This window comes from Paraflavisolibacter caeni, from assembly GCF_025628885.1.
Lineage (GTDB): Bacteria > Bacteroidota > Bacteroidia > Chitinophagales > Chitinophagaceae > Flavisolibacter > Flavisolibacter caeni.
The window spans coordinates 90,987-112,156 of record NZ_JAOTIF010000004.1; the positions used below are offsets into that span (position 1 = coordinate 90,987).

General features: G+C 42.3%; 17 protein-coding genes and 2 tRNA genes. 8 read left to right on the plus strand and 11 right to left on the minus strand.

What is annotated here, in order from left to right:
• The first annotated feature begins 10 nt into the window (after positions 1-10).
• On the plus strand, positions 11-634 hold the full coding sequence (locus OCK74_RS08025; protein ID WP_279296503.1) for a thioredoxin family protein: 624 nt from the start codon (positions 11-13) through the stop codon (positions 632-634).
• A gap of 3 nt (positions 635-637) precedes the next feature.
• Here OCK74_RS08025 and OCK74_RS08030 read toward each other — a convergent pair whose 3' ends face one another.
• The gene (locus OCK74_RS08030) at positions 638-1,117 is read right to left on the minus strand and encodes a TlpA family protein disulfide reductase (RefSeq protein ID WP_279296504.1); all 480 of its coding nucleotides are present in this window, start codon (positions 1,115-1,117) and stop codon (positions 638-640) included.
• Positions 1,101-1,709, minus strand: coding sequence for a TrmH family RNA methyltransferase (locus OCK74_RS08035; RefSeq protein WP_279296505.1), 609 nt, complete (start codon positions 1,707-1,709; stop codon positions 1,101-1,103). The genes OCK74_RS08030 and OCK74_RS08035 overlap by 17 nt, the downstream gene beginning before the upstream one ends.
• A 101-nt stretch (positions 1,710-1,810) precedes the next feature.
• On the opposite strand from OCK74_RS08035, the gene OCK74_RS08040 reads away from it, so the two are divergent.
• Positions 1,811-1,884 (plus strand) — tRNA-Pro (locus OCK74_RS08040).
• Positions 1,885-1,966: 82 nt separating this feature from the next.
• Here the strand turns inward: OCK74_RS08040 and OCK74_RS08045 are convergent.
• Positions 1,967-3,328 (minus strand): vanadium-dependent haloperoxidase, encoded by a 1,362-nt coding sequence (locus tag OCK74_RS08045; protein WP_279296506.1) that lies wholly within the window; start codon positions 3,326-3,328, stop codon positions 1,967-1,969.
• A gap of 124 nt (positions 3,329-3,452) precedes the next feature.
• Entirely contained in the window at positions 3,453-4,334 is an 882-nt protein-coding gene (locus OCK74_RS08050) for a helix-turn-helix domain-containing protein (protein WP_279296507.1), read from the minus strand.
• A gap of 261 nt (positions 4,335-4,595) precedes the next feature.
• Here OCK74_RS08050 and OCK74_RS08055 point away from each other — a divergent pair, with 261 nt between their 5' ends.
• From OCK74_RS08055 to recD2, 5 genes are all read left to right on the plus strand, one after another.
• A complete protein-coding gene (locus tag OCK74_RS08055; RefSeq protein ID WP_279296508.1) occupies positions 4,596-5,555 on the plus strand; it encodes an NAD(P)-dependent alcohol dehydrogenase in 960 nt (319 codons plus the stop codon).
• A 259-nt stretch (positions 5,556-5,814) separates the two neighbouring features.
• The gene (locus tag OCK74_RS08060) at positions 5,815-6,105 is read left to right on the plus strand and encodes an isoamylase early set domain-containing protein (protein WP_279296509.1); all 291 of its coding nucleotides are present in this window, start codon (positions 5,815-5,817) and stop codon (positions 6,103-6,105) included.
• Positions 6,106-6,276: 171 nt separating this feature from the next.
• Positions 6,277-8,046 (plus strand): UvrD-helicase domain-containing protein, encoded by a 1,770-nt coding sequence (locus tag OCK74_RS08065; RefSeq protein ID WP_279296510.1) that lies wholly within the window; start codon positions 6,277-6,279, stop codon positions 8,044-8,046.
• Between the two features lie 36 nt (positions 8,047-8,082).
• Positions 8,083-8,991 carry a helix-turn-helix domain-containing protein gene (locus OCK74_RS08070; RefSeq protein ID WP_279296511.1) on the plus strand — a complete coding sequence of 303 codons (909 nt, stop codon included), beginning with the start codon at positions 8,083-8,085 and terminating at the stop codon, positions 8,989-8,991.
• Between the two features lie 66 nt (positions 8,992-9,057).
• Positions 9,058-11,553: an SF1B family DNA helicase RecD2 gene (recD2, locus tag OCK74_RS08075; RefSeq protein WP_279296512.1), complete on the plus strand. Its 2,496-nt coding sequence runs from the start codon at positions 9,058-9,060 to the stop codon at positions 11,551-11,553.
• An 8-nt stretch (positions 11,554-11,561) separates the two neighbouring features.
• On the opposite strand, the gene OCK74_RS08080 is transcribed toward recD2, so the two are convergent.
• Together OCK74_RS08080 and OCK74_RS08085 are read right to left on the minus strand one after the other, a co-directional pair.
• Positions 11,562-12,701, minus strand: coding sequence for an acyloxyacyl hydrolase (locus OCK74_RS08080; RefSeq protein ID WP_279296513.1), 1,140 nt, complete (start codon positions 12,699-12,701; stop codon positions 11,562-11,564).
• A gap of 180 nt (positions 12,702-12,881) precedes the next feature.
• Positions 12,882-18,053 (minus strand): Ig-like domain-containing protein, encoded by a 5,172-nt coding sequence (locus OCK74_RS08085; RefSeq protein ID WP_279296514.1) that lies wholly within the window; start codon positions 18,051-18,053, stop codon positions 12,882-12,884.
• A 405-nt stretch (positions 18,054-18,458) separates the two neighbouring features.
• On the opposite strand from OCK74_RS08085, the gene OCK74_RS08090 reads away from it, so the two are divergent.
• Positions 18,459-18,532: transfer RNA gene (locus OCK74_RS08090), tRNA-Pro, on the plus strand.
• A 165-nt stretch (positions 18,533-18,697) separates the two neighbouring features.
• Here OCK74_RS08090 and OCK74_RS08095 read toward each other — a convergent pair.
• From OCK74_RS08095 to OCK74_RS08115, 5 genes are all read right to left on the minus strand, one after another.
• Entirely contained in the window at positions 18,698-20,278 is a 1,581-nt protein-coding gene (locus OCK74_RS08095) for a BACON domain-containing protein (RefSeq protein WP_279296515.1), read from the minus strand.
• A gap of 152 nt (positions 20,279-20,430) precedes the next feature.
• Positions 20,431-20,667 (minus strand): hypothetical protein, encoded by a 237-nt coding sequence (locus OCK74_RS08100; RefSeq protein ID WP_279296516.1) that lies wholly within the window; start codon positions 20,665-20,667, stop codon positions 20,431-20,433.
• Positions 20,668-20,673: 6 nt separating this feature from the next.
• A complete protein-coding gene (locus OCK74_RS08105; protein ID WP_279296517.1) occupies positions 20,674-20,835 on the minus strand; it encodes a hypothetical protein in 162 nt (53 codons plus the stop codon).
• Between the two features lie 3 nt (positions 20,836-20,838).
• The gene (locus OCK74_RS08110; RefSeq protein WP_279296518.1) at positions 20,839-20,994 is read right to left on the minus strand and encodes a hypothetical protein; all 156 of its coding nucleotides are present in this window, start codon (positions 20,992-20,994) and stop codon (positions 20,839-20,841) included.
• Between the two features lie 14 nt (positions 20,995-21,008).
• On the minus strand, positions 21,009-21,161 hold the full coding sequence (locus OCK74_RS08115; protein WP_279296519.1) for a DUF1877 family protein: 153 nt from the start codon (positions 21,159-21,161) through the stop codon (positions 21,009-21,011).
• Positions 21,162-21,170 lie beyond the last annotated feature (9 nt).

The window sequence follows — 21,170 nt, forward strand, 5'->3', positions numbered from 1 at the left end:
ACCATTTTTTATGAAACCCCTAGTGCTAACCTTCCTGCTAATGCCGGTTATTTGGGCATTTACTTCTACCAAACCAATTCCGATAGGCTCAGAAATTCCAATGGGTGATGTTGCGATCAAAGACATCAGTGGTAATGAGATCACTTTGAATAACATGATCAAGGTCAATGGGCTGCTCATCATGTTTAGCAGCAATACCTGCCCATATGTAAAGCGGAATGAAGAAAGAATCGAAGCTATTTCAAATTATTCTTTCAAAAACCAGGTAGGATTTGTAATGATTAACTCCAATGAAGGCGAAAGAAAAGGTGAAGAATCCTTTTTTTTCATGCAAAAACATGCCCGGGAAAAATCCTGGAATTGGTACTATGCTTTAGATGAAAATGCAGTAATTGCCAATGCATTTGGCGCAGAAAAAACGCCTGAATGCTTCCTTTTTGATAAAAATGGTAAACTTGTTTACCACGGATCAATCAATGACAACCCAGGTAATTCAACTGCTGTCACCAGGGAACATCTCATCATTGCTATGGAAGAAATGCTTGAAGGTAAGGATATAACTGTTAAGGAAACAAGGTCTGTAGGATGTAGGATTAAAACGATGAACGACGACCTGGCACTTAGAAACGAATAATCATCATTTTTTAATAGTTGCCTCAATTTGGGCTTCTACTTTTTCTTTCGACAACTCATTTTCAAAGAATGCCCTGTAACCCGTTGCCGGGTTGAAAAATAAACTTGCGGGAATAGAGCCGCTCCAGCTTTCATCAATCCTGGGGCAAAATTTATCAGCGTTGGTCTCGTCTAAATAGACAATTGGCGCTGTAATACTTCTTTTTGAAGCAAACGGCCTTATTTTATGGTAGGCTTCCGGCAAATCCAGGCTGACCAGTAACAATTCGATGCCTGAGCTTTTATATTGATTAGCCAGTTTCTGGAAATAGGGAAGCTCTTCTATACAAGGCTTGCAAAAGGTAGCCCAAAAGTTGACAATGATTGGTTTATTTGCATTTTTGATATAGGTTTCCAATTGTTCAATCTTCCATTTGGGTATTTCCTGTGCAGCAGCAAAGAAATGAATGGTTAATAAAATGAGTAGGCTATAAAGTTTTTTCATATTCTAGTCCCCATTGTTTACCAATACTTGCAAATTCAAATTCGGATAATTTCTGATTCCCAAAATGTCCCGCCTTTTCTTTCTGACGGTATGCCTCATAAAGGGTTACTGCACAAGCTACACTTATATTCAGGGAATGGATCATGCCCACCTGGGGAATGACAAAGTTGCCATCCGCCATGCTGATGACTTCATCACTAACTCCATATTGTTCATTTCCAAAAACCAGGGCCGTTTTCTGTGTAAGATCCAGGTCATACAGGTTTTCTGCTTTTTCAGATAAATGTGTAGCCAGTATTCTGGGGTACTTTGCTCTTACCGCTGCAAAACATTGATGAACATCATCAAATTGCAACACGGTAATCCATTTTGAAGCACTTCTACTGCTGTGAAAGCCCCAGTTTTTGTGAAAAGGTATCCTCGTGTTCAAAACATAGATCTCTTGTATCCCTACAGCATCACAACTGCGCATAATGGCGGATATGTTATGCGGGTCAAATACATTTTCCAAAACCACAGCAAGATCATTTTGCCTCTTTGACAACACCGATTCAATTTTATTTCTCCTTTCTTCAGTCATTTTTCTTTGCAAGCTACATGTTTAAATTAGCGTTTTTATATTTTTTGCTTTACATTTGCAACCCGTTTCGGAATTGTATTACTTATGTAATAATTTTGAAATGGTCTCATGTTCGGGAAGTGGCGCAGCCCGGTAGCGCACTTGTATGGGGTGCAAGGGGTCGCTGGTTCGAATCCAGTCTTCCCGACCCGTCAAGCTCTGGTTTTCAACGACCAGAGCTTTTTTATTTTTTATAATACGACTTAGTGTGATCCGCTGGACTGTGCTTTTCATCTTTTGAAATGTAGCTTTTGCGCAATGTTCTGTCCGATCTTCCTTCCCTGCTCACATCCCTTTTCACAGGAATAGCGGTAATGAATGCCGGCATACACCCGGGAATCGCAGATCTCCTTTGTCAACTCATCAAAAGAATTGTATGAACGTGGTGCCATGCCGAGATAATCATAAGTGTGATCGGTAAAATGATAATTGTTTCCGAAAAAACCTTTGAGTATTTCTCCAAACGATCCAGCAATAGTGGAATGGCCAGAGGGAAAATCAGGGAAAGGCGGCGTATCGAACAAAGTATTCCATTCAGGATGACCCAATACCTCTCTTATATACTTTATGGGACGTTGCTGGTTGTGTTGAAATTTTGTTCTCCAGCAACCAATGCCTGCATCCACACAGGCAATGCCTGCTTTTGCAAGAACGACTGCAGTAATATCAAGTTTTGGTTTCTCCTGTTCCAGTATCTGTTTTAATATCGACAGGTAATGCCCGTCGCCAAAACCGGGATTGTCACGATAGAACAAAGCCAATGCGGTTTGATCAGCCGTTAAAGTTTGTGAAATATCATAAACTTCTTTTACCATCTGATAATAATCAGAAGCAGGATCTGTGGAATAGGTTGGCGGAGCAGTCGGCTCACTGCCATCCAAACTACCTGCCACCATCAGCCGGTTATTTCCCCAATAAGGTCCGAAAGCCGGTGCAAGAGCGGGAGGGGTAGGCGCCCAGAGGCCGGGACCCACAGGCGGAGTATATGGTGCATTGGCATTGGCTGCTCCATCGGTTTTCGACCAGTCGAAAATCAGTAGGGCAACCGCCTTACCAAATTGTACGGAGCGTTGAAATACCTCCTCGCCTGCTTCAGTCTTATACACTGCATTCAGCTCATTTTCCAGCGCATCTATTGTCGCTTTATTGGCATTAGAGGTATTAGGAAAAAAGTTGCGGTTCATCGCCGCTAATGCCGCATTGGCGCAGGTAGGCCAGTGGTAGGCAAAACCCGGATCAGTTTCAGGCATGGCAGGCATATCGGTTAATTGTCCCGACAATGTTTGGTAAGCAGGCATGCCGGGCACCACCGCTTCATACAATGCTATGCTGGTATAGGCAAAAGGCCGTGACGGCGGTAATCCGCCGATAAAAGGCGAACTGGTACGCATCAGTTCCAGTTGCATATCTATCCATTTAAAAGCAACTTCGGATGAATAAGTATTAGTCTGAACTGAGCGGCTTCCATTGATGACGGATACAGGTGAATGCATTTTATTATTCTTTCCTTTGCTCCCGGTTTGCTTCTGTACTGAAAAAATAAAAACCAGGATAATGAATAATAAAACCGAATATAGATTTTGCTTTTTCATATACAGGTTTTTTAATGACGAAATCATTTTATGACCGGCTGTAGAAAGCCTGTAACAAAATTAAATCCGCCCTTTTCCTAAGGCCTGTTTATAAAGTTCAATTTGCTGTCAGAAAAGTTCAATTTCAGGAAACCCGGGAGGCTTCGTTTTCCTTACGGTATTTTAATGGGGAAAGGCCAAATTGTTTTTTAAAAAGATGGCTGAAGTGAGTGCTGTTTTCAAATCCGCTTTCAAAAGAAATATCATTTATCGGTTTAGCGGTGCTCACAAGAAGGTGGTAGGCATGATTCAGTTTTTGCTCCTGCAGCCAGTGACCAGGTGTGGTTTTATACACAGAAATAAAATGCCGCTTAAACGATGATAAACTAAGGTTGAGCATTTTGGCATAATCCTGAAGCGAAAGATTATAAAGACAGTTGGCCCCCATCACCTGCTGAAAAGATTCGTGCTGCGGTGAAAGAAGATGCAGCATGTAGTTTTTCAGCTCACCGTTTTCAGGATTGTCAAGAATGTTCAGCAACAGTTCACGGAATTTCAGTTCCAGCAGATCTTCCGATGGTTTTGTGTCCGAATAAAAATAAGGAATGAGTGAATCGAAATAAGCGGTCATGATGCTGTTCACACGCAGTGGTATCAGCAATCCATTTTTCTGGGGTTCTGCCTGGCCAGCCTGTCTCGATGAATTATTTTCCCGCATAAAAGACTGCAGGTAGGAATCGGGAATAAAAAAGGTCATGATGCAGAGAGGTTCTTCAAAAAACTTTTCGACGATGTAGGCGCCTTTCTTTACAAAAAAAGCATCCCCGCCTTTCATCAGCCAGGAGCGGCCGGGAGTGTGATATGCTTTTTTACCACTTAATATATACTGGATATAATTATGCTGCGACCAGCTATCCTGGATGTTCACCTCCATCGGGCATTTATAATGAACAAACAGGAGCTCTTTGCAGGCAAGCTGGTTATAAATTTCCGGGCGGGATTTTACCCTTTCAAAATAATTATACAAGCACTGAATTTTTGCTTTCTAAATTTACCATTTTAAAATATAGTATGTCTGTAAAGTCGTAATAATATGATAATCAATATTCTCTTCAATGTGCTCGCAAACAGCTGTGTTTCAGCACTGGCAGCCCTATTCCTGTAACAATCTTGTGAATGACTATAAAGCACCATATCTTTAAACAGGCAGTATTACCACCGACTATCGCCAGTGAAAGAAACACCTAAGAAGCATTATACATCAATTTGAAAAATCAATCTTAATAAATTGAAGGCTATCATCTATACAAAATACGGAGGGCCTGAAGTTCTGCAGATACAGGAAATAGAAAAACCATCTCCTAAGGACGATGAAATCTTGATAAAAAATTATGCAGTAGCAATAAATGATTGGGATTTTGGCCTGCTACAAGGCGACTTCATCAATCGCTTGCTAAACGGTCTTCTAAGACCGAAGAAAAAAATACTCGGTTCCGATATTGCAGGCAGAATTGAAGCAATTGGCAAAAATGTAACCCAGTTTAAAATTGGTGATGATGTGTATGGTGATTTGAGTGGGCAGTGGGGAGGTTTTGCTGAGTATAGCTGTGCGCCTGAAAAGGCGATAGCACCGAAACCGGCCAGTATGAGCTTTAGTGAAGCAGCGGCAATACCACAGGCGGCAATGCTGGCTGTACAGGGGCTTATTGATAAAGGAAAAATTCAACCGGGACAAAAGCTATTGATTAATGGTGCAGGCGGCGGTGTTGGCACTTTTGCCGTCCAGATTGCCAAACTATACGGCGTGGAAGTAACCGGTGTTGACAGTACTGGTAAACTGGACATGCTGCGTTCAATGGGCTTTGATCATGTCATTGATTATACCCGGGAAGACTTCACTAAAAATGGCCAGTGTTATGACCTGATTCTTGATGTTAAGACGAGTCGTTCGATGTTCGATTATGCCCGCGCATTATGTCCCAATGGAACTTATGTTACAGTTGGTGGTTCGCTGGGCCGACTTTTCCAGGCTTTATTACTAGGGCCGTGGATTTCAATGATCGCTAAAAAGCACATACGTATCGTTGCATTGAAACCAAACAAGGATTTATTATATATGAACGAGCTTTTCGAAGCTGGCAAAGTCAAACCTGTGATCGATGGACCTTACGATATAAACCAGTTCCCTGAAGCATTCAGTATTTTTGGTAAAGGAGAGCACAAAGGAAAAGTAGTAATAATTATGTGAAGAAAATTGATGCTTTCATTGCTTTATTATGCGATTCGAAAAATCAAGTATTAATATTATTAAATTATTAATACACACCAACAACTAATAAATATCTCAAATCTGTCCTATTTTGGTCAAAATGAGCGATTTAAACACTTTTTAGGAGGTTAAAAATGAACGGTTTAGTCAACTTTTAAATATTTAATCCAATTGATGGGTTACTTTTTTTTAATTTTGGTATTAAACCTTAACAAACTCCTTAATTAAAAAGTCACAAATGGTACAAAAAACATACTTTAAAACCAAGGATTACTGCAAAGTAAAATTCACATTTAGCCTCGAGAATGCTGAAACCGTTGAAATCTTAGGCTTGAATAGTGATTGGGAAAATTCAGTCATTATGAGCAAGAAAAAAGACGGCACTTTTACTTCTGAGCTTTCGTTGCCTAAAAACACGCAGCATGAATTTAAATACAGGGTCAACGGAAGTTTATGGATCAATGAGCCTGAAGCTGACAGCCAAAATCCAAATGGATTAGGTGGTATCAACAGCGTAATCATACTATAAGTCTGAATAGGATAACCATCTACGGATCTTAATAATCGATTAACCGGCTCTAAGGCGTGTTCTACTTTCAATGCGTCAAAGCCGGTTAAATGATTTTATAATTGTTTGTGTTTTACACGAAAAAGGAATTTTTTGCCTATTGAAGAACGAAATTCCTTTTTATTTTAGAGGATGAATCTTACTCCGGAGCAACTGGCCATTCTTTCCACAAACCATGATATGGTGATCAATGCTGTGGCCGGTAGTGGTAAGACGACCACGCTTATTGAATACGCCAAAAGAAAACCTTCTACTGCCCGGATCTTATACCTTGCCTTTAATAAAACTGTAAAAAATGAGGCTGAACTTAAGTTCAATGCTGCAGGCCTTAACAATGTTAAGGTCGAAACTGCTCATTCCCTTGCTTTTGACAGGATAGTGAAAAGAAGTAGGTATAATGTGGTGGTTGAATATAAATCCTACGAGTGGATAGACTTACTGAACATCAATACTGGTGACCTTCACACAGATTATATGATCAGCAATCATATAAGCAAGTTTATCAGCTACTTCTGCAACAGCACAGCCACCAAAGTCCAGGATCTGAACTACACAGATACAGTTCAGGACCAGCAGGCACGCCAGTTCGTACACCACTACTATGACCTTATTGAAAAGTTTACCCGCTTGGCACTGGCCAAAATGGATAAAGCCGAAATCAGCATCACACATGATTTCTACTTAAAGAAATTCCAGTTAAGCAATCCGAAGCTGGCTTATGATTATATCCTGTTCGACGAAGGACAGGATGCAAGTGGCGCTATGTTGCAGGTATTTCTAGAACAACCTGCAGTGAAGATAATAGTGGGTGATATGCATCAGCAGATCTATGGGTGGCGTTATGCGATCAATAGTTTGCAAAAAGTTGACTTCTCTTTTTACCCCTTAAGCCATAGTTTCAGGTTTGATGACGAAATAGCTTTTGTTGCCAATAAAGTTTTGAGTTGGAAAAGACATTTGGACCAACAGCCAGCAGTCCAGGTTATTGGCGATGGAGTGAGAAGCCCGGTCATCTTTAGTAAAGCGACATTAGCCCGCACCAACGTTAGCCTGATGGTCAATGCAATCAACCTATGGCAGTCAGGTAAAATCAAGAAAGTGTTTTTCGAAGGGAATATCAACAGTTACGTTTTTGCTGATGAAGGAGCTTCGTTATATGATGTATTGAATTTGTACAATGGTAAGTTGGATAAGATCAAGGACAAGGTGATCAAGAGTGTGAATAGCATCAAAGCGCTTGAAGAATATATCGAGAAGACGGAAGATAACAGCCTTCGTTCCATTGTAGAAGTAGTAAAGCAATATGGCAATGATCTTCCCTGGCTAATAAAAGATCTCAAAGAAAATCATGCTGCTTCAAAAGAGGAAGCTGATATGGTATTCAGTACCATTCATCGTTGCAAAGGGCTTGAATATGATGAAGTTACCCTGCTCAACGACTTTATTACCGAAGAGAAGCTGTTAAAGAATATTGCTGATTCAGGCGATAAAAAGATGAGAGATATAGATAAAGAACGTCTGACCGAAGAAGTAAACATTTTATATGTAGCCATAACCCGTGCCAAAAACAGGTTGATCATTCCTCCTGAGTTAAATCCCATGCAAAGTGTACAGGTGCAAATTCAGGATACGCCAACGTATAAAAGGAAATACACTCGGGAAGTGGATGAATTTGAAACGTTGAGAAATAACCGGTTGGGTTTTTCAGAAAAAGGAAACAGCAGAACAGCTTCAAATCATGGGAAGAGTTGGAAGCACCAGGAAGAACAGGATTTAATCGATCTATACCAGCAAGGATTGTCACTGGAAGAAATTGCGAAGAAATTAAAGCGCGGTGCAAATGGTGTCAGATTTAAACTGATAGGGTTGGGGCTTGTCGATGATTATGATACCAGCTTTTAACACTATACGGTCCATTTCTATCTTTGCAGCTCAATCATGGCGAAACCTGTTATACCCAACTATTCCATTGATCATGTCAGAGAACTGAATCCGGGACCTCAGAACCTGGTGGCCATGCGTTTGGAAGAATACCTTGCAACACGCCACTTTTTATTGACACCGCACCGGCATTCATTCTATCATATAGTGTACTTTATAAAAGGAAAGGGTGATCACTTTATCGACTTCGTGAACTTTCCGATCAGGAATCATCAGGTTTATTTTATGATTCCCGGCCAGGTACACAATTGGAAGTATAATGGAGATGTCAAAGGCTATGTGATCAATTTCACGGATAGCTTTTTTCTTACACATAGTACCGATATCAATTTCCTGGAACAGTTTCCTTTTTTTAGTGGCTATTGCGAGGATCAGGTGATACTTTTAAAGGGAACCGTTAAGGAGGAAGTGGTAAGCCTTTTTGAAAAAATATTGGATGAGAAATGCCAGCCGGACAGCTTCGCCTCTGAAATGATCCGCACCCTTTTGATGCAACTCTTTATCACCGTAAGCCGCAATAAACCCCAAGCCATTAAACTACCGGAAAACAGGCAAGGGCAGAAGATGCTGCGTAACTTTAAAAAATTGGTGGATGAGCAGTTTACATTGCATATGCTTCCACGTGATTATGCGCGGCAATTGAATGTAACACCCAATTATTTAAATAGCCTTACCAATACCCAGATGGGAAAATCGGCTGGCGAAGTCATCCGGGACCGCATAATCCTGGAGGCAAAGCGGCTACTGGTAAATGCCGATTTAACGATTGCCGAAATTGCCTCCCGGCTGTATTTTGAGGATAATTCCTACTTTACAAAATTCTTCAAAAAACATGTTCAGCTAACTCCTGAGCAATTCCGGATCGAATACCAGGTACCGGCTTCTTCCGGATCACCAGGCCCATAGTAACAACACCTTGTGTCAACCTATTTCCGCTTACTAATTTATCTTTGGCGTTAACTATCCTGAAAAATGCCAGCCCTTGACAATCAATCTTTAGCTGAATTAGAAAAACTATCCGGTATCGTCAATCGCATTACATTCCATAGTGCGGAAACCGGGTATACTGTACTCAAGGTAAGTAGCTTTCAAAAGCCTCAGGAAGAGATCGCAGTCATCGTTCATCAATCCAAAGTATTTGCCGGTGCTACGCTTGATTTTTATGGCACCTGGACTAATCATCCCAGCTACGGTCTCCAATTTAAAGCCACCAAAGTCATCGAAAGAAAGCCGGCTACTGTCCATGCGCTGGAAAAATATTTAGGTTCTGGCTTGATTAAAGGAGTTGGCCCGGTTATAGCCAAAAGAATTGTCAAGCATTTTGGAAATAAAACCCTGGATGTTTTTGAGACCAGCATTGAAAAACTGATAGAAGTAGAAGGCATCGCCAAACGCAAGCTGGAAATGATCAGCGAAGCCTGGGTAGAACACCAGGAAATAAGGAATGTAATGCTGTTTTTACAATCCCATAATATTTCTACGCTGTTTGCAGTCAAGATCTATAAAACCTATGGCAATGAGGCTATTGAAATTGTCCAAAACAATCCTTACCGCTTAGCCTCAGACATCTATGGAATTGGCTTTTTCTCCGCAGACAAAGTAGCCTTAAGCCTGGGCCTTGCGCTGAATTCCCCTCAACGGATCCAGGCAGCCATTGAGCATGTGCTGCAAAATGCCCGGCAGGATGGACATTGTTACCTAAGCCAGGAGCAAATCATCCAGGCGGTAGTCGAATTGATATCCTTGGAAGATCCCTCAGCCATTGAATCCATGCTCCAAACGATGGAGCAAAAAGAAGAATTGAAAACCAGGCTGCTCCCCGATGAGAAAGGGTTGTTACAAAAATGTTTTTATGCACACTCCTTATTCTATGATGAGCAATACATAGCGACAAAGGTCAAACAATTAGCCACCCAACGCATCAATGTAAACCGGGAACAATTGCTGCAGAACCTTTCGTTATACTGCAAATTACACCATATTACCCTGAGTGATGAGCAGTTACAAAGTGTATTGCATATAGCTAATGAGCGCCTTTCAATTCTTACTGGTGGACCAGGTTGTGGTAAAACGACGACTACCCGTGCCCTGGTTGGATTACTGCAAAGCATGGGTAGGAAAGTAATGCTCGCTGCTCCCACAGGAAGAGCGGCTCAGCGCATGAGTGAGGTCATTGGGCTGGAAGCCAAAACAATTCACCGGTTATTGGAATGGGATCCTGCCAAAGGAGGGTTCAAACGCAATGATACCGATCCTTTGCAAACAGATATCCTCATTATTGATGAATGCTCCATGCTGGATGTTCATTTGGCGGCAGCACTGCTCAGAGCAGTGCCTGTTCATTGCCAATTGGTGCTGATAGGTGATGCGGACCAGCTTCCGGCAGTGGGAGCCGGCAATGTGTTAAAAGATATGATCGCTTCAGGCGTAGTGCCTTGTATGAAGCTGACCAAAGTATTCCGGCAAGCCGCGGAATCCCTGGTCATTTCTTTCGCCCATCAGATCAACCGGGGCGCAGTACCGAAGATAGAATCCCCTTTTCACAAGCCGCATGTATGGCAGGAGCAAAAAGATTGTTTGTTTATTGATTCAGAAGAGGCAACCAACGAACAGTTAAAGTTCATTTCCAAAGTAAAGAGAATGACTGTTGATCCGGGAAGCAATGCCTCGAATGAATCCATCGTATCCGAAGAGGCAGCTGCGGATCTCTATAACCAGGGCAGCAGCTTATCGATTCCTGATAAATTCAGCCATGTCGATATAGATGCATTGCTAAAAGCCCGCACTTATAGTGAGGAATTAAAAGAAGTCATCAGGCGGGTCCATCCATGGTCCTCTTTGCATTACGGACTTTCTGCAGGGGCGATGATCGAAAAATTGTACGAGGCCATCATCCCGAAATATTTTGGCAGGGAAACGGAAATACAGATTCTTTCTCCTATGACCAAGGGCAGCTTGGGAACAAACAATCTCAATAAAGTAATACAGGAAAAGATCAATCCCTCAAAGGCAGGAAAAGCCCAGGTAATAGTAGGAGGGAGGATCTTTCGCCAGGGCGACAGGGTGATCCAGAAGCGAAACAACTATGACCTGAATGTATTCAATGGCGACATTGGTTCGATCACCGCTGTAGATAATGAAGAAATGGAATTGTCAGTGAGTTTCAAAGTAGGAAAGGAGGTAAAAGATGTGAGGTATAAAAGGGAGCATATGCTGGAACTGGATCTGGCCTATGCCATTACGATTCATAAGTCGCAAGGCAGCGAGTTTGAAACCATCATTATCCCCCTGGTCACACAGCATTTTGGCATGTTATTCCGGAATCTTGTGTATACGGGTATTACCAGGGCAAAGAAATTGGCAGTATTTGTAGGAACAAGAAAAGCACTGGCCTTGGCTGTGAACAAACAAGATACCGCCACCAGGCAAACCGCTTTAGAATACCTACTGAAAAATAATGTTCAGTAATTCATCTTTTATGGGTGCTTCTTTTGAAAAGAATAAACCACTCTTAAATCAACATAGTCTGCTACTTGTCGATGTGCCTGTAGGTTAAATCCAACTCCTATATGTTGATTAATGCGGTATTGTAGACCCCAGCGATGGTACAACTGGTCATAGTAAGGCGTCTGGTCAAAAACATAAATACCCAGGCGTTGACTGAACAGGAACTTACCTAGTATAAACTCATGTCCCACAAGCAGTCCGGCTTTAACAGGACTGGCATTTAGGGAGTCTCTTAATAATTTCACCTTTAGTTCTTGATCCTGGTATACTTCTGCTCCCAATGTTAAGTTATTGATCCGGCCAACTTGTTTACCTGCCTGGAAGGTTAAACCAAGGAGAAGCAACCTTGCACGATTACCGTTTTCATCCAACGATCTTCTAGGAAGACCAAATACACCAATATCAAAACGGGGAGCATACTGCTTCCAGAATTTATCCTTCATTTTGATACCGGTATAAAAAGGCCGTGAATTCTTTTGATAACTTAAAGCAATGCCCCCTGTAGGCCAGTTAATTCCCTTGTTAGGTTGTTTGATCCCTCCATTCGATTCATGCTGGTAGTTAATGGAAGTATTGATCCACCAATGCTTGTTTAAATTGAACCATAGACCCATTCCAACAAGTAAATAGCCACTGAATTGGGTACTGTAAGACTGGTTAGTTGGATTATGAATGCTGTCAAAAGGGTTAGAAAGATAAGAAAGGCCAGCAACACCTTTGAGAGAGAAAAAAATATTGTGGCTTAGTCGATAAGTGGGCTCTAAAAAATAGGCAGCAGAAGAACCTGCACCAAGAATCTTAGTATCATAATCATAATAGGAAAGCAATAGTCCATTGCGAGGATAGCAGTGGCATAAATTCCAGGTAGCGGCATCGTTTCTTTGCCAGCTTAGAAAAAGCTCAACTCCTGTGGGATGAGCGCCTTTTGTATTTTGAACCGCTTGAGAATGGGCAAAGATAAATCCATGCTGCACGCCTGCACCAATAGAGAAAAGGCTTTTTTGCTTGTCCTTGCTTTGAAGATGATCAATAGAGTCATATTGTGCACTTGCAGTGATGGAATGTATAATAACAATGATTCCAACTGTTAGAAGCTTATTAAATTGCATTGTACACTCCATTGATGTTTTTTGACAGGTTTGTGGAATGTTTGTATATTATACACAGCAAAAGTAAATTGAATTGGATTTTTCCTTTTTACACTTACATTTTACATTCGCAATATCAAATTTCGGGATGTAGCGCAGCCCGGTAGCGCGCTTCGTTCGGGACGTAGCTACTGCCTCTTATTACCGCATCTTGATCATTTGTATTGAAGCCACAGTAGTTGTGTCGTTGAAAATAACAAGATGATACAGACCGGCGGCAAGTGCATTTAGTTCTATCGTTTCAATTTCATTCTTTGTCAGGATTTTTTTTACCAATTTGCCTGCGGCATTATAGATCCAGATGGTTTCTTTACCGGTAAGCCCCTGCACCCTGACAAAATCTTTTGCCGGGTTAGGATATATGCTCACCTGCTGCTCTTTGTCCAACCGCACCATTTTTACATGGCTGTATTCAGACCTGCCATCTTTATCAACCTGGCGAAGGCGATAATAGTTGGTGCCGGCTGAAGGCGTTAAGTGTAAAAACTGGTATTGCAATAATGCCACGCTGTTTCCCTGATCAGCTTTTGTTTGAACAAAGCCTATTTTTACCCAGACTGATCCATTGGCACTATACTGCACTTCGAAGCCTGTGTTATTTTGTTCAGTATAAGTTGTCCAATACAGCCTGACTGTGTTCCCAACAGGAGTGGCAGTGAACTCGCCAAACGTTACAGGTAGTGGTGGTGGTTCAATGACCGCTTGAATCAATACCGTGACAGTAGCTACACCACATTGCGATGCATGTTGAGGGCATACTGATGCTGATGGTGACAGTGAATCGCAAACCCTGTACTGGAACTGGTCTGTACCCGTGAAAGTGCCATCAGGCTTATATAAAATGGTTCCGTTTGGAAGTACGCTAACCGTGCCATGCGCCGGCGCCAGCAAACCGCTGTTGAGGCTCACTACCAGCTGGTCGCCTTCAGGATCGCTGTCGTTAAACAATACGTCAACATACAAATCCTGGTTGGTATAGCCCACACCGTCACCTGTAGTTGTATTGTACGGGTCATCCACAACACTGGGGGCCTGGTTGGCAGCAGGTACAATTATGTTGAAAGTAATGGTTTTAATCTCGCTTGACAAACCACCAGGGTCTGTCACATGGTATTGAACGGAAATAATGCCGGTGAATCCATTTTCAGGTGTATACGTATAAGTGCCGTCAGGATTAGAACTAAGCGTGCCATGCGAAACTGTTCCGTCAAAAACAATTGTAGACTTCTCTCCTTCAGGGTCGGTGTATGAAATAACGGAAAAGTTCAGTGGCCTGCATTCATTAACCTGAAGCGTTGTATCCCTGGCTACCGGCGGCTGGTTTAACACCGTAAATACAACCAGGGCCGTATCGCTAAGACCGGGGTCGCAGCCTGGAGGTACCTGGGTGCGCTGGTATATCATGGTATCCTTACCATACCAGCCTGCATTGGGTGTATAAGTAAGCGTATTGCCGCTTAAAGTATAGGTGCCATTAGCAGGAGATTGCATAACCACGGCATCCGCCAGTGTGTAGTTATTTAGATCGTTGTCAGCACCTGCAGGGTTGGTGTTATTTTGCAGGTCTATTACCTGTTGGGTACCGCTCAGGGCTTGGCTATAATCAGCATTAACCTGTGGTGCGGCAGCGCCGACGTTCACATAAACATAAGCGACATCCGTGAGACTTCCGTCACTCACAACATATTGTATAGTATCTACCCGTGGAATCAATGAACTATTGTTAGGAGTATAAATAAGGGTTGTACCACTCACAACCAATGTGCCATTCAACGGCCTAAGCATACTGGCCGATTGAATGGCAAGTGTAGCGCCAGCATCAGCATCATGGTCATTGTTTAATACACTAATAGTTACTGGCTGTGCTACAACAGTAGAAGCTGTATTGGGGTTGGCCAAGGGCGCCCGGTTGGGTATGGCAGTGCAGGGAAGCGGTAATACATAGGTAATGGTAAACAGAGGATTGTTAGCTGCCGTACCATTTTCAGAAGTACCGAAAATAAGACGCTTATCCACTTGGGTGCTATCCACCGACTGGCCAATCATGATACCGCGGTTGGAGGCAATATTATTTTGCCATTGGACGACGGCGCTTGTTATATCAAAAGTATGCTGGCTGCCATTGCCGCCGTTATTGGGGGCTGTACCGCGGGCAATGTACAAGGAAGACAAAGCGCCGGGAGCAAAGTCGCTACCCTGGGTAGTCCAGTTGGAACCCGTAGCACGAATACGCCAGGTTACTTGCCCTTCATTCCACATGGGGTCGCCAATAATGCGGTAGGCACTCATTTTATATTTTGCATTATCACCCCCGGTTACGGTAAGACGCACAGTAGCACTTTGTATGATGGCATCGGCTGGTATCTTGGCCTGGTATTGAAGATCGGGGATGGCTAACAGGAAACGGCGACGGCTGCCTATTTTTTTACCAATTTCGGTAGTAGTAACATTACCATAGTTAGTAGTGGCGTTTCCGCCATCCTCCCTTATCTGGGCATCAATGGTTTCCGTTATTCCTGTAAAAGTCTTAGTAACCGGGCTGCTTATATCAATTGGTCTATACTGGCCACTACCAGCACAACCATCATCTTTAATGTTGATGGTTACCGTGGCAGAGGAGCAGCTGCCTTGTGTATTACATACCTGGTAAGTAAACTGGTCGGTAGCGTTGCCTCCGGAAGGATAGTCAGTATTATTTAAATACGTAATCGTATTATCTGTATTGATGCTCACTATTCCATTGGCAGGTTGGCTTATAATAGTCAATGTAAGCGGTAAGTTGCCGGGATTATTGTCATTAGCAGTAACATCAATCGTTGCCGGCAGATCTTCTAATACAGACGCATTAACCTGATTTGCTGTAAGCTTCGCCGGTGTACAATCCCAGTTTTCCAATTCGGCAGCATCTACCCATATTGATGCAGTACCGGCAGAGCGTTGAATTCTTATATAGCGTAAGCCACCGGAAGGCAATACCAAACGTACGGATGTACCGACATTAGAGCTGGTGGAGAAAGCTCCTGCCGGAGTAAAGTTGACGCCATCGGCACTATATGAAATGGCGGCAGTAACGGAAATGCCTGTGCTGCTGGCAAAATACACGACAGCCGTATCGTAATTGGTTGGTGTAAACGTACTACCAAAATCGAGAGTGAAGACGTCGGTGTTGGAAGATATTATTGCATAGGTTGCGCTACTTGCCGGGTCATAATCCGGAGATCCAAGTGCATTAGCCGGGTTGGTAACACCGGAACTGGTTTGTGCTATAGCATTGGCTGTACCCGTTATATCCCAGGCGCTGCCCGGGAAACAGCCATGTACATCGGGAGAACCCACGCTTACAGTCACTTTGGCTGTAGCACAGAGGGGCCCAAGGAAAGGTGCTGTACCTGTATTGGGTGTATGATCACAGATTTGATAGGTAATGCTTGCTGCACCATAGAAATTTTGAGCCGGCATAAAGGTTACTTTGGTGCCATCGGTAGTCCAGGTCCCCACATCCGTTACAGTAAAGGATGTTCCATATTGACCTGGAACCGCCGGGTTTTGCAGCAATACTGAACTTGTATTCAAATTACCTTCCGGGTCTGAATCGTTTGTAGTAACATTTATCGTAGTGATCATTCCTGGTTTAATACATTGAGTCTGTATAGTTGCAATATCATCTTGTGGTGTTGGTGAATGGGGCGGAGGCATAATTGTAGAGGTGTGAACTGAGGTTGTGCTGCGGCCGCAAGCGTCCGTTACGGTCACATTAAAAATAACGGGCGTAGGTGCTGCAACGGCCCCTGGTGTAAACACCGTGTTAGACGCATTACCGCTGTTATTGGGCGAGAAAGACCCAATGACAGAGCCGTCACTGACTTTCACGCAAGTCCATGCATAGGTAACCAGGTTGCTTCCTACCGGTGAAGATGCACTTAGCGAAAGTTGGGTGCTGGTATACACTTTGCCATCTGCGGGTATGCCTTGTATATCGCTAACCTGTACGGCTTTTTCTTTAACGGCAACAAAACTCCAGTTAAAGAAAGCCCTTTGAGCCGCCACATCGCCAACTGTTCCTTTATTGAGTGAGTGCCCCGCTTCATACATTACAAGACCGCGATTGGGGTCGCTCAAACTACGGCCATAAGCAATGACTACCGCTGCACCTGGCGATTTGCCGGGTACATCGGCCTGAGTGGGGTCGTATGTAATAATTTGGGTAGTAGATAACCAACTTCCACCCAATACCGGCATGTATATCTGCTCGCCACCATTTTGTGTGGCTGCATCCGGCAGACCGATAAACTGGGATACCCAGTCATCAGGCGGAGCTACATTGCCCGTTTGCGACGAAGGCACTGGACTTACATTGGTGTTGTATGGACTAGTACCATTTCCATGATTTTTCCACAACACAAGTGAATTCTGTGCGTAGTTGGTTGAACCTGGCACAGGGGCGATATAGTTGCCACCGGAAGTAACTTTGTTAACCAGGAAATTGGATTGTTGGCTAATGTTGGCAGGGTTATACATATTTGCCAAAGCGCTACCGGCATGGCAACCAGTCCAGATTGCTCCTTTATAGGTAAGGTTCCAGTTATAGAGATTGCCATGCGTTGACCAAACGGGGTCAGCATGCGGCAATACAAAAATATCGTTACATGCCCCTAGTTGTGCCGGGGCAACCGAGTTGTATTGAGAAGACGGTATACCTGCATTAGTAAAAAAAGGTTGTGCAAGACTTCCATTTTGAAAGTCAAGCGTCCACACAGGCGCTACATTGAGTGTGTCAACATTGGCGCCTCTAAAAGTGTATGGTGATGTAATTGCATTGGCAGTAACCAAACCACGGGTATAACCATTGCTGCTTGTTACAGATGTAGTACCCGTCCATTGTGTAATTGCTGTTTGTACCGGTCCGGTAACATATATGGACGGGATGACAAACAAACCGCCCCTGTAAGCCACCCCGTTAATAGTGTAGTCCACTTCGTCTTTTCCTTTATTATCCCGAACAATCCACAACACAGGAACCTTATAATACTTAACCAACTCATGCACCATGCCATAAGGCCTTAGGCCCCCACTGGTAACTGAGTTAAGGTTGGCGTCCATCTTAATAATGTAGGACCCCGCAGAGATCGTTACCTGCGACTGGGCTTTTTCAAAACTGAGCAACACAGTCCATATAAATATTACAGGAAAGACAATACGCCGCTTCAAAAGCAGCCACCCGTCATGTAAAGGGTGTGAAGGTTGTATAAATCCGTTCAATGATCTTAGACGCACATTAAAGCAATATGCTTCAAAGCAATCCCCACATTTCATTTGCAGATATTATTTGCAAAGCTATATGATATCTTCTGATAAAAAGAATCTGGAATTCAAAACCCCTCCTCGTGGCATCAAACATACTTTTAAAATATCCAACTTTATCTCTGCAGCTTGGATAGATAATGCAGATTTTCAGGTTTGTAACTGTAAGGAATATTCAATGAAAGAACCTTACTCTTTCATATCTCCATCTTAATCGAATTATTCCTTTGTTATTTTCGATACTGATTTCTACCTTTCGGTTTTTATTGGAACCCATTTTGAACCCAAATTTTAGTTATAGGGCCACTTAAGGCATAAGCTCAATAAACAGAACAAAGAAAAGGAAAGATGAAAGTGTTTGATATAGTGGTGGCTAATAATGATTTTGGTTCATTTGCAACCAGGTTCATAATGTTTCGGGATGTAGCGCAGCCCGGTAGCGCGCTTCGTTCGGGACGAAGAGGCCGCTGGTTCGAATCCAGTCATCCCGACGCATAAAGCTCTGGTTTTCAATGATCAGGGCTTTTTTATTTTAAGTAATGTGATCTGAATCTGACGATGAATTATTAATAATTGGGTCAGAAATGGTATAATGCAAAAAAAGCCACCCATAAGAGTGGCTTTCCTCGAAATCAGTAATTGAAACTAAATAGAGATTAAGGTTTTAATTTCATTAACCAAACATCGTAATCTCCATGGTTACCATTGAAATCGCCATCATTACTTTTAGATTCTCCAGCTATAACATAACTACCGGCAGCTGCGATGATAGGATAACTAACATCATCCTGAGTTCCACCAAAAAGCTTGCCCCATTGTTTATTGCCGTTTGCATCCACCTTTATAATCAGAGCATCACTATTCCCCTTATTGCCACTTATATCACCATCATTACTGTAAGTAAATCCAGTCATTACATATCCACCATCAGCAGTTGCTGTAATGAATGATGCTCCATCGTGCTGAGTTCCTCCAAATAGTTTACTCCATTGTTTATTTCCATTTGCATCGAGCTTTACAAGCCAGGCATCATAATAACTTCCGTGATTACCATTGACGTCGCCATCATTGCTATTAGAAGATCCGGCCATTAAATAACCACCATCAGGAGCTGCAATAATGGATGTATTTGAGTCATATAATGTTCCTCCAAATAGTTTAATCCATTTTTTGTTGCCACTTGCATCCAGCTTCATTACCCAAGTATCACTTTCACCATGATTACCACTGAAATCGCCATTGTTGCTACTTGTAGATCCGGCAATTACAAAACCACCGTCAGTAGTTACAATAATGGTTGAGGCACCTTCATTTTGTGTTCCTCCATATAATTTACTCCATTGTTTATTGCCATTAGCATCGAGCTTTATAACCCAGGCATCATTCCCTCCATTATTGCCGCTGACGTCGTCATTGTTACTATAAGAGTATCCTGACATTACATAACCACCATCATTTGTTGCAGCAATAGAAGTAAGGGCATCCGATGCAGTCCCTCCAAATAGTTTACTCCATTGTTTATTTCCATTTGCATCCATTTTTAAAACCCATGCATCACTACTTCCATGATTACCATTAACATCAACATCATGACTATTAGTTGATCCTGCCATTAAATAACCACCTTCAGAAGTCGCAAAAATGGCAAAGAAAGCATCATTTATAGTTCCTCCAAAAAGTTTGCTCCATTGTTTATTTCCATTAGCATCTAATTTCATAACCCAGCCATCACCCCCTCCATAACTGCCACTAACATCGCCATTGTTGCTACCGCTACTACCTGCAATTATATAACCACCATCAGCAGTTTTTACCATCTCAGAAATCGCCTCAAACGATGTTCCACCGAAAAGTTTACTCCATAAAACATTGGGAATAGAAGACTTCTGTGTAACAGTAATGACTACTGGTTGGAGAGACGAATTTCCTAATGGAGATATGGTAATAGTTGCAGTCCTTACGGTTGCACCTAAATTATTTTCCAGTGCTGTTACCAATACTTTGTTGTTGCCATTGCCACTTGTAATACTGGTTTTGATCCAAGTTGCAGTTGATGGTGAAACAGAAATGGTCCATTTAACAGAGGATTGAATCATGAAAGAATCAACACCTCCCACATCACCACTTAGGGTTACGGATGTTGTACTTGTATTTAATTGGGGGGTGTCACTGGATTTTTGGCAGGAAATCAACAGTAATAAGAATGAGGGTATGATCAAATAAAGCAGTTGTTTCATAATGGTTGCTAATTTTGGAAACAAATATATTTACGAGTTTTTAATACCTTTTATGAGTGTAATCAATTTCAATGACTTTAACCTTTTGCCTGATAGTATTATCGGTTTGCTTTTGCATAAGAGTTAAACGTAACCTTTTATGAGTTTCCCTTTCATTTGTTACGATAATCAATAAAGTCCCAAGGAATTTCTTTTTTGAAAATTCCTATGCATTCTTCCATCAACTCCAAAGAAACTTCCTTCTGAAACACAGTAATTGTCCTGGTTCTTTTTGTATCGTCGCGAAATATCTCCACAATCAGTTGGTTGTCCCTGTAGATTTCCACGCCGATTCCGTCCCTTTCGTTTACGTCGCTTGCAATGATCACTCTGTCTTTTCGTAGTTCCATGATGGGTTATTGTAGTTTAAAGATCTGAAAGAACTCATCTGCTTCGATTAGGTGGTTGATGACCTGGTGAATGCTTTCTCGGCTGATAGTATCTACGAGCACCATATTTCTGGTCCAGAAGTACTTGCCTTTGAGGCATTCTCCAGTTTGGCTGTTCTTCTGTCTCAAGGTCTACAGGTTGACATAAGTAAAGAAGGTGGCCACATAGTTGCTGTCATCCTCAAAGGTGACAATGACAACACTGTTGTCATCATAAACAGGCTGTCCTCCAACAATTGCAACCTTTTGCTTACTTTCGATCCAAAGCGACTTTATCTTCTTTTTCATAAAGTCATTTTGTATTACTCTTCATATGTGATGTAATTGATTATGGCTTGGCCTTCCCCAGCAGCTTTGACATAGAAGGCTTTCAGATCGTTAAAGTTGTGCACCAAGTAATCTTTTTCATCTTCATTATCATCCCAAATGTAGGGGTAGACTTCCAGTTCGTTCATTTTCTGGTT

Bases quoted from the DNA above. Each gene is read 5' to 3' on its own strand.
- OCK74_RS08115 (WP_279296519.1), bottom strand. From the start codon at position 21,161: ATGAACGAACTGGAAGTCTACCCCTACATTTGGGATGATAATGAAGAT.
- OCK74_RS08065 (WP_279296510.1), top strand. From the start codon at position 6,277: ATGAATCTTACTCCGGAGCAACTGGCCATTCTTTCCACAAACCATGAT.
- recD2 (WP_279296512.1), top strand. From the start codon at position 9,058: ATGCCAGCCCTTGACAATCAATCTTTAGCTGAATTAGAAAAACTATCC.
- OCK74_RS08110 (WP_279296518.1), bottom strand. From the start codon at position 20,994: ATGAAAAAGAAGATAAAGTCGCTTTGGATCGAAAGTAAGCAAAAGGTT.
- OCK74_RS08025 (WP_279296503.1), top strand. From the start codon at position 11: ATGAAACCCCTAGTGCTAACCTTCCTGCTAATGCCGGTTATTTGGGCA.
- OCK74_RS08100 (WP_279296516.1), bottom strand. From the start codon at position 20,667: ATGGAACTACGAAAAGACAGAGTGATCATTGCAAGCGACGTAAACGAA.
- OCK74_RS08080 (WP_279296513.1), bottom strand. From the start codon at position 12,701: ATGCAATTTAATAAGCTTCTAACAGTTGGAATCATTGTTATTATACAT.
- OCK74_RS08085 (WP_279296514.1), bottom strand. From the start codon at position 18,053: ATGAAATGTGGGGATTGCTTTGAAGCATATTGCTTTAATGTGCGTCTA.
- OCK74_RS08060 (WP_279296509.1), top strand. From the start codon at position 5,815: ATGGTACAAAAAACATACTTTAAAACCAAGGATTACTGCAAAGTAAAA.
- OCK74_RS08030 (WP_279296504.1), bottom strand. From the start codon at position 1,117: ATGAAAAAACTTTATAGCCTACTCATTTTATTAACCATTCATTTCTTT.
- OCK74_RS08045 (WP_279296506.1), bottom strand. From the start codon at position 3,328: ATGAAAAAGCAAAATCTATATTCGGTTTTATTATTCATTATCCTGGTT.
- OCK74_RS08095 (WP_279296515.1), bottom strand. From the start codon at position 20,278: ATGAAACAACTGCTTTATTTGATCATACCCTCATTCTTATTACTGTTG.
- OCK74_RS08070 (WP_279296511.1), top strand. From the start codon at position 8,083: ATGGCGAAACCTGTTATACCCAACTATTCCATTGATCATGTCAGAGAA.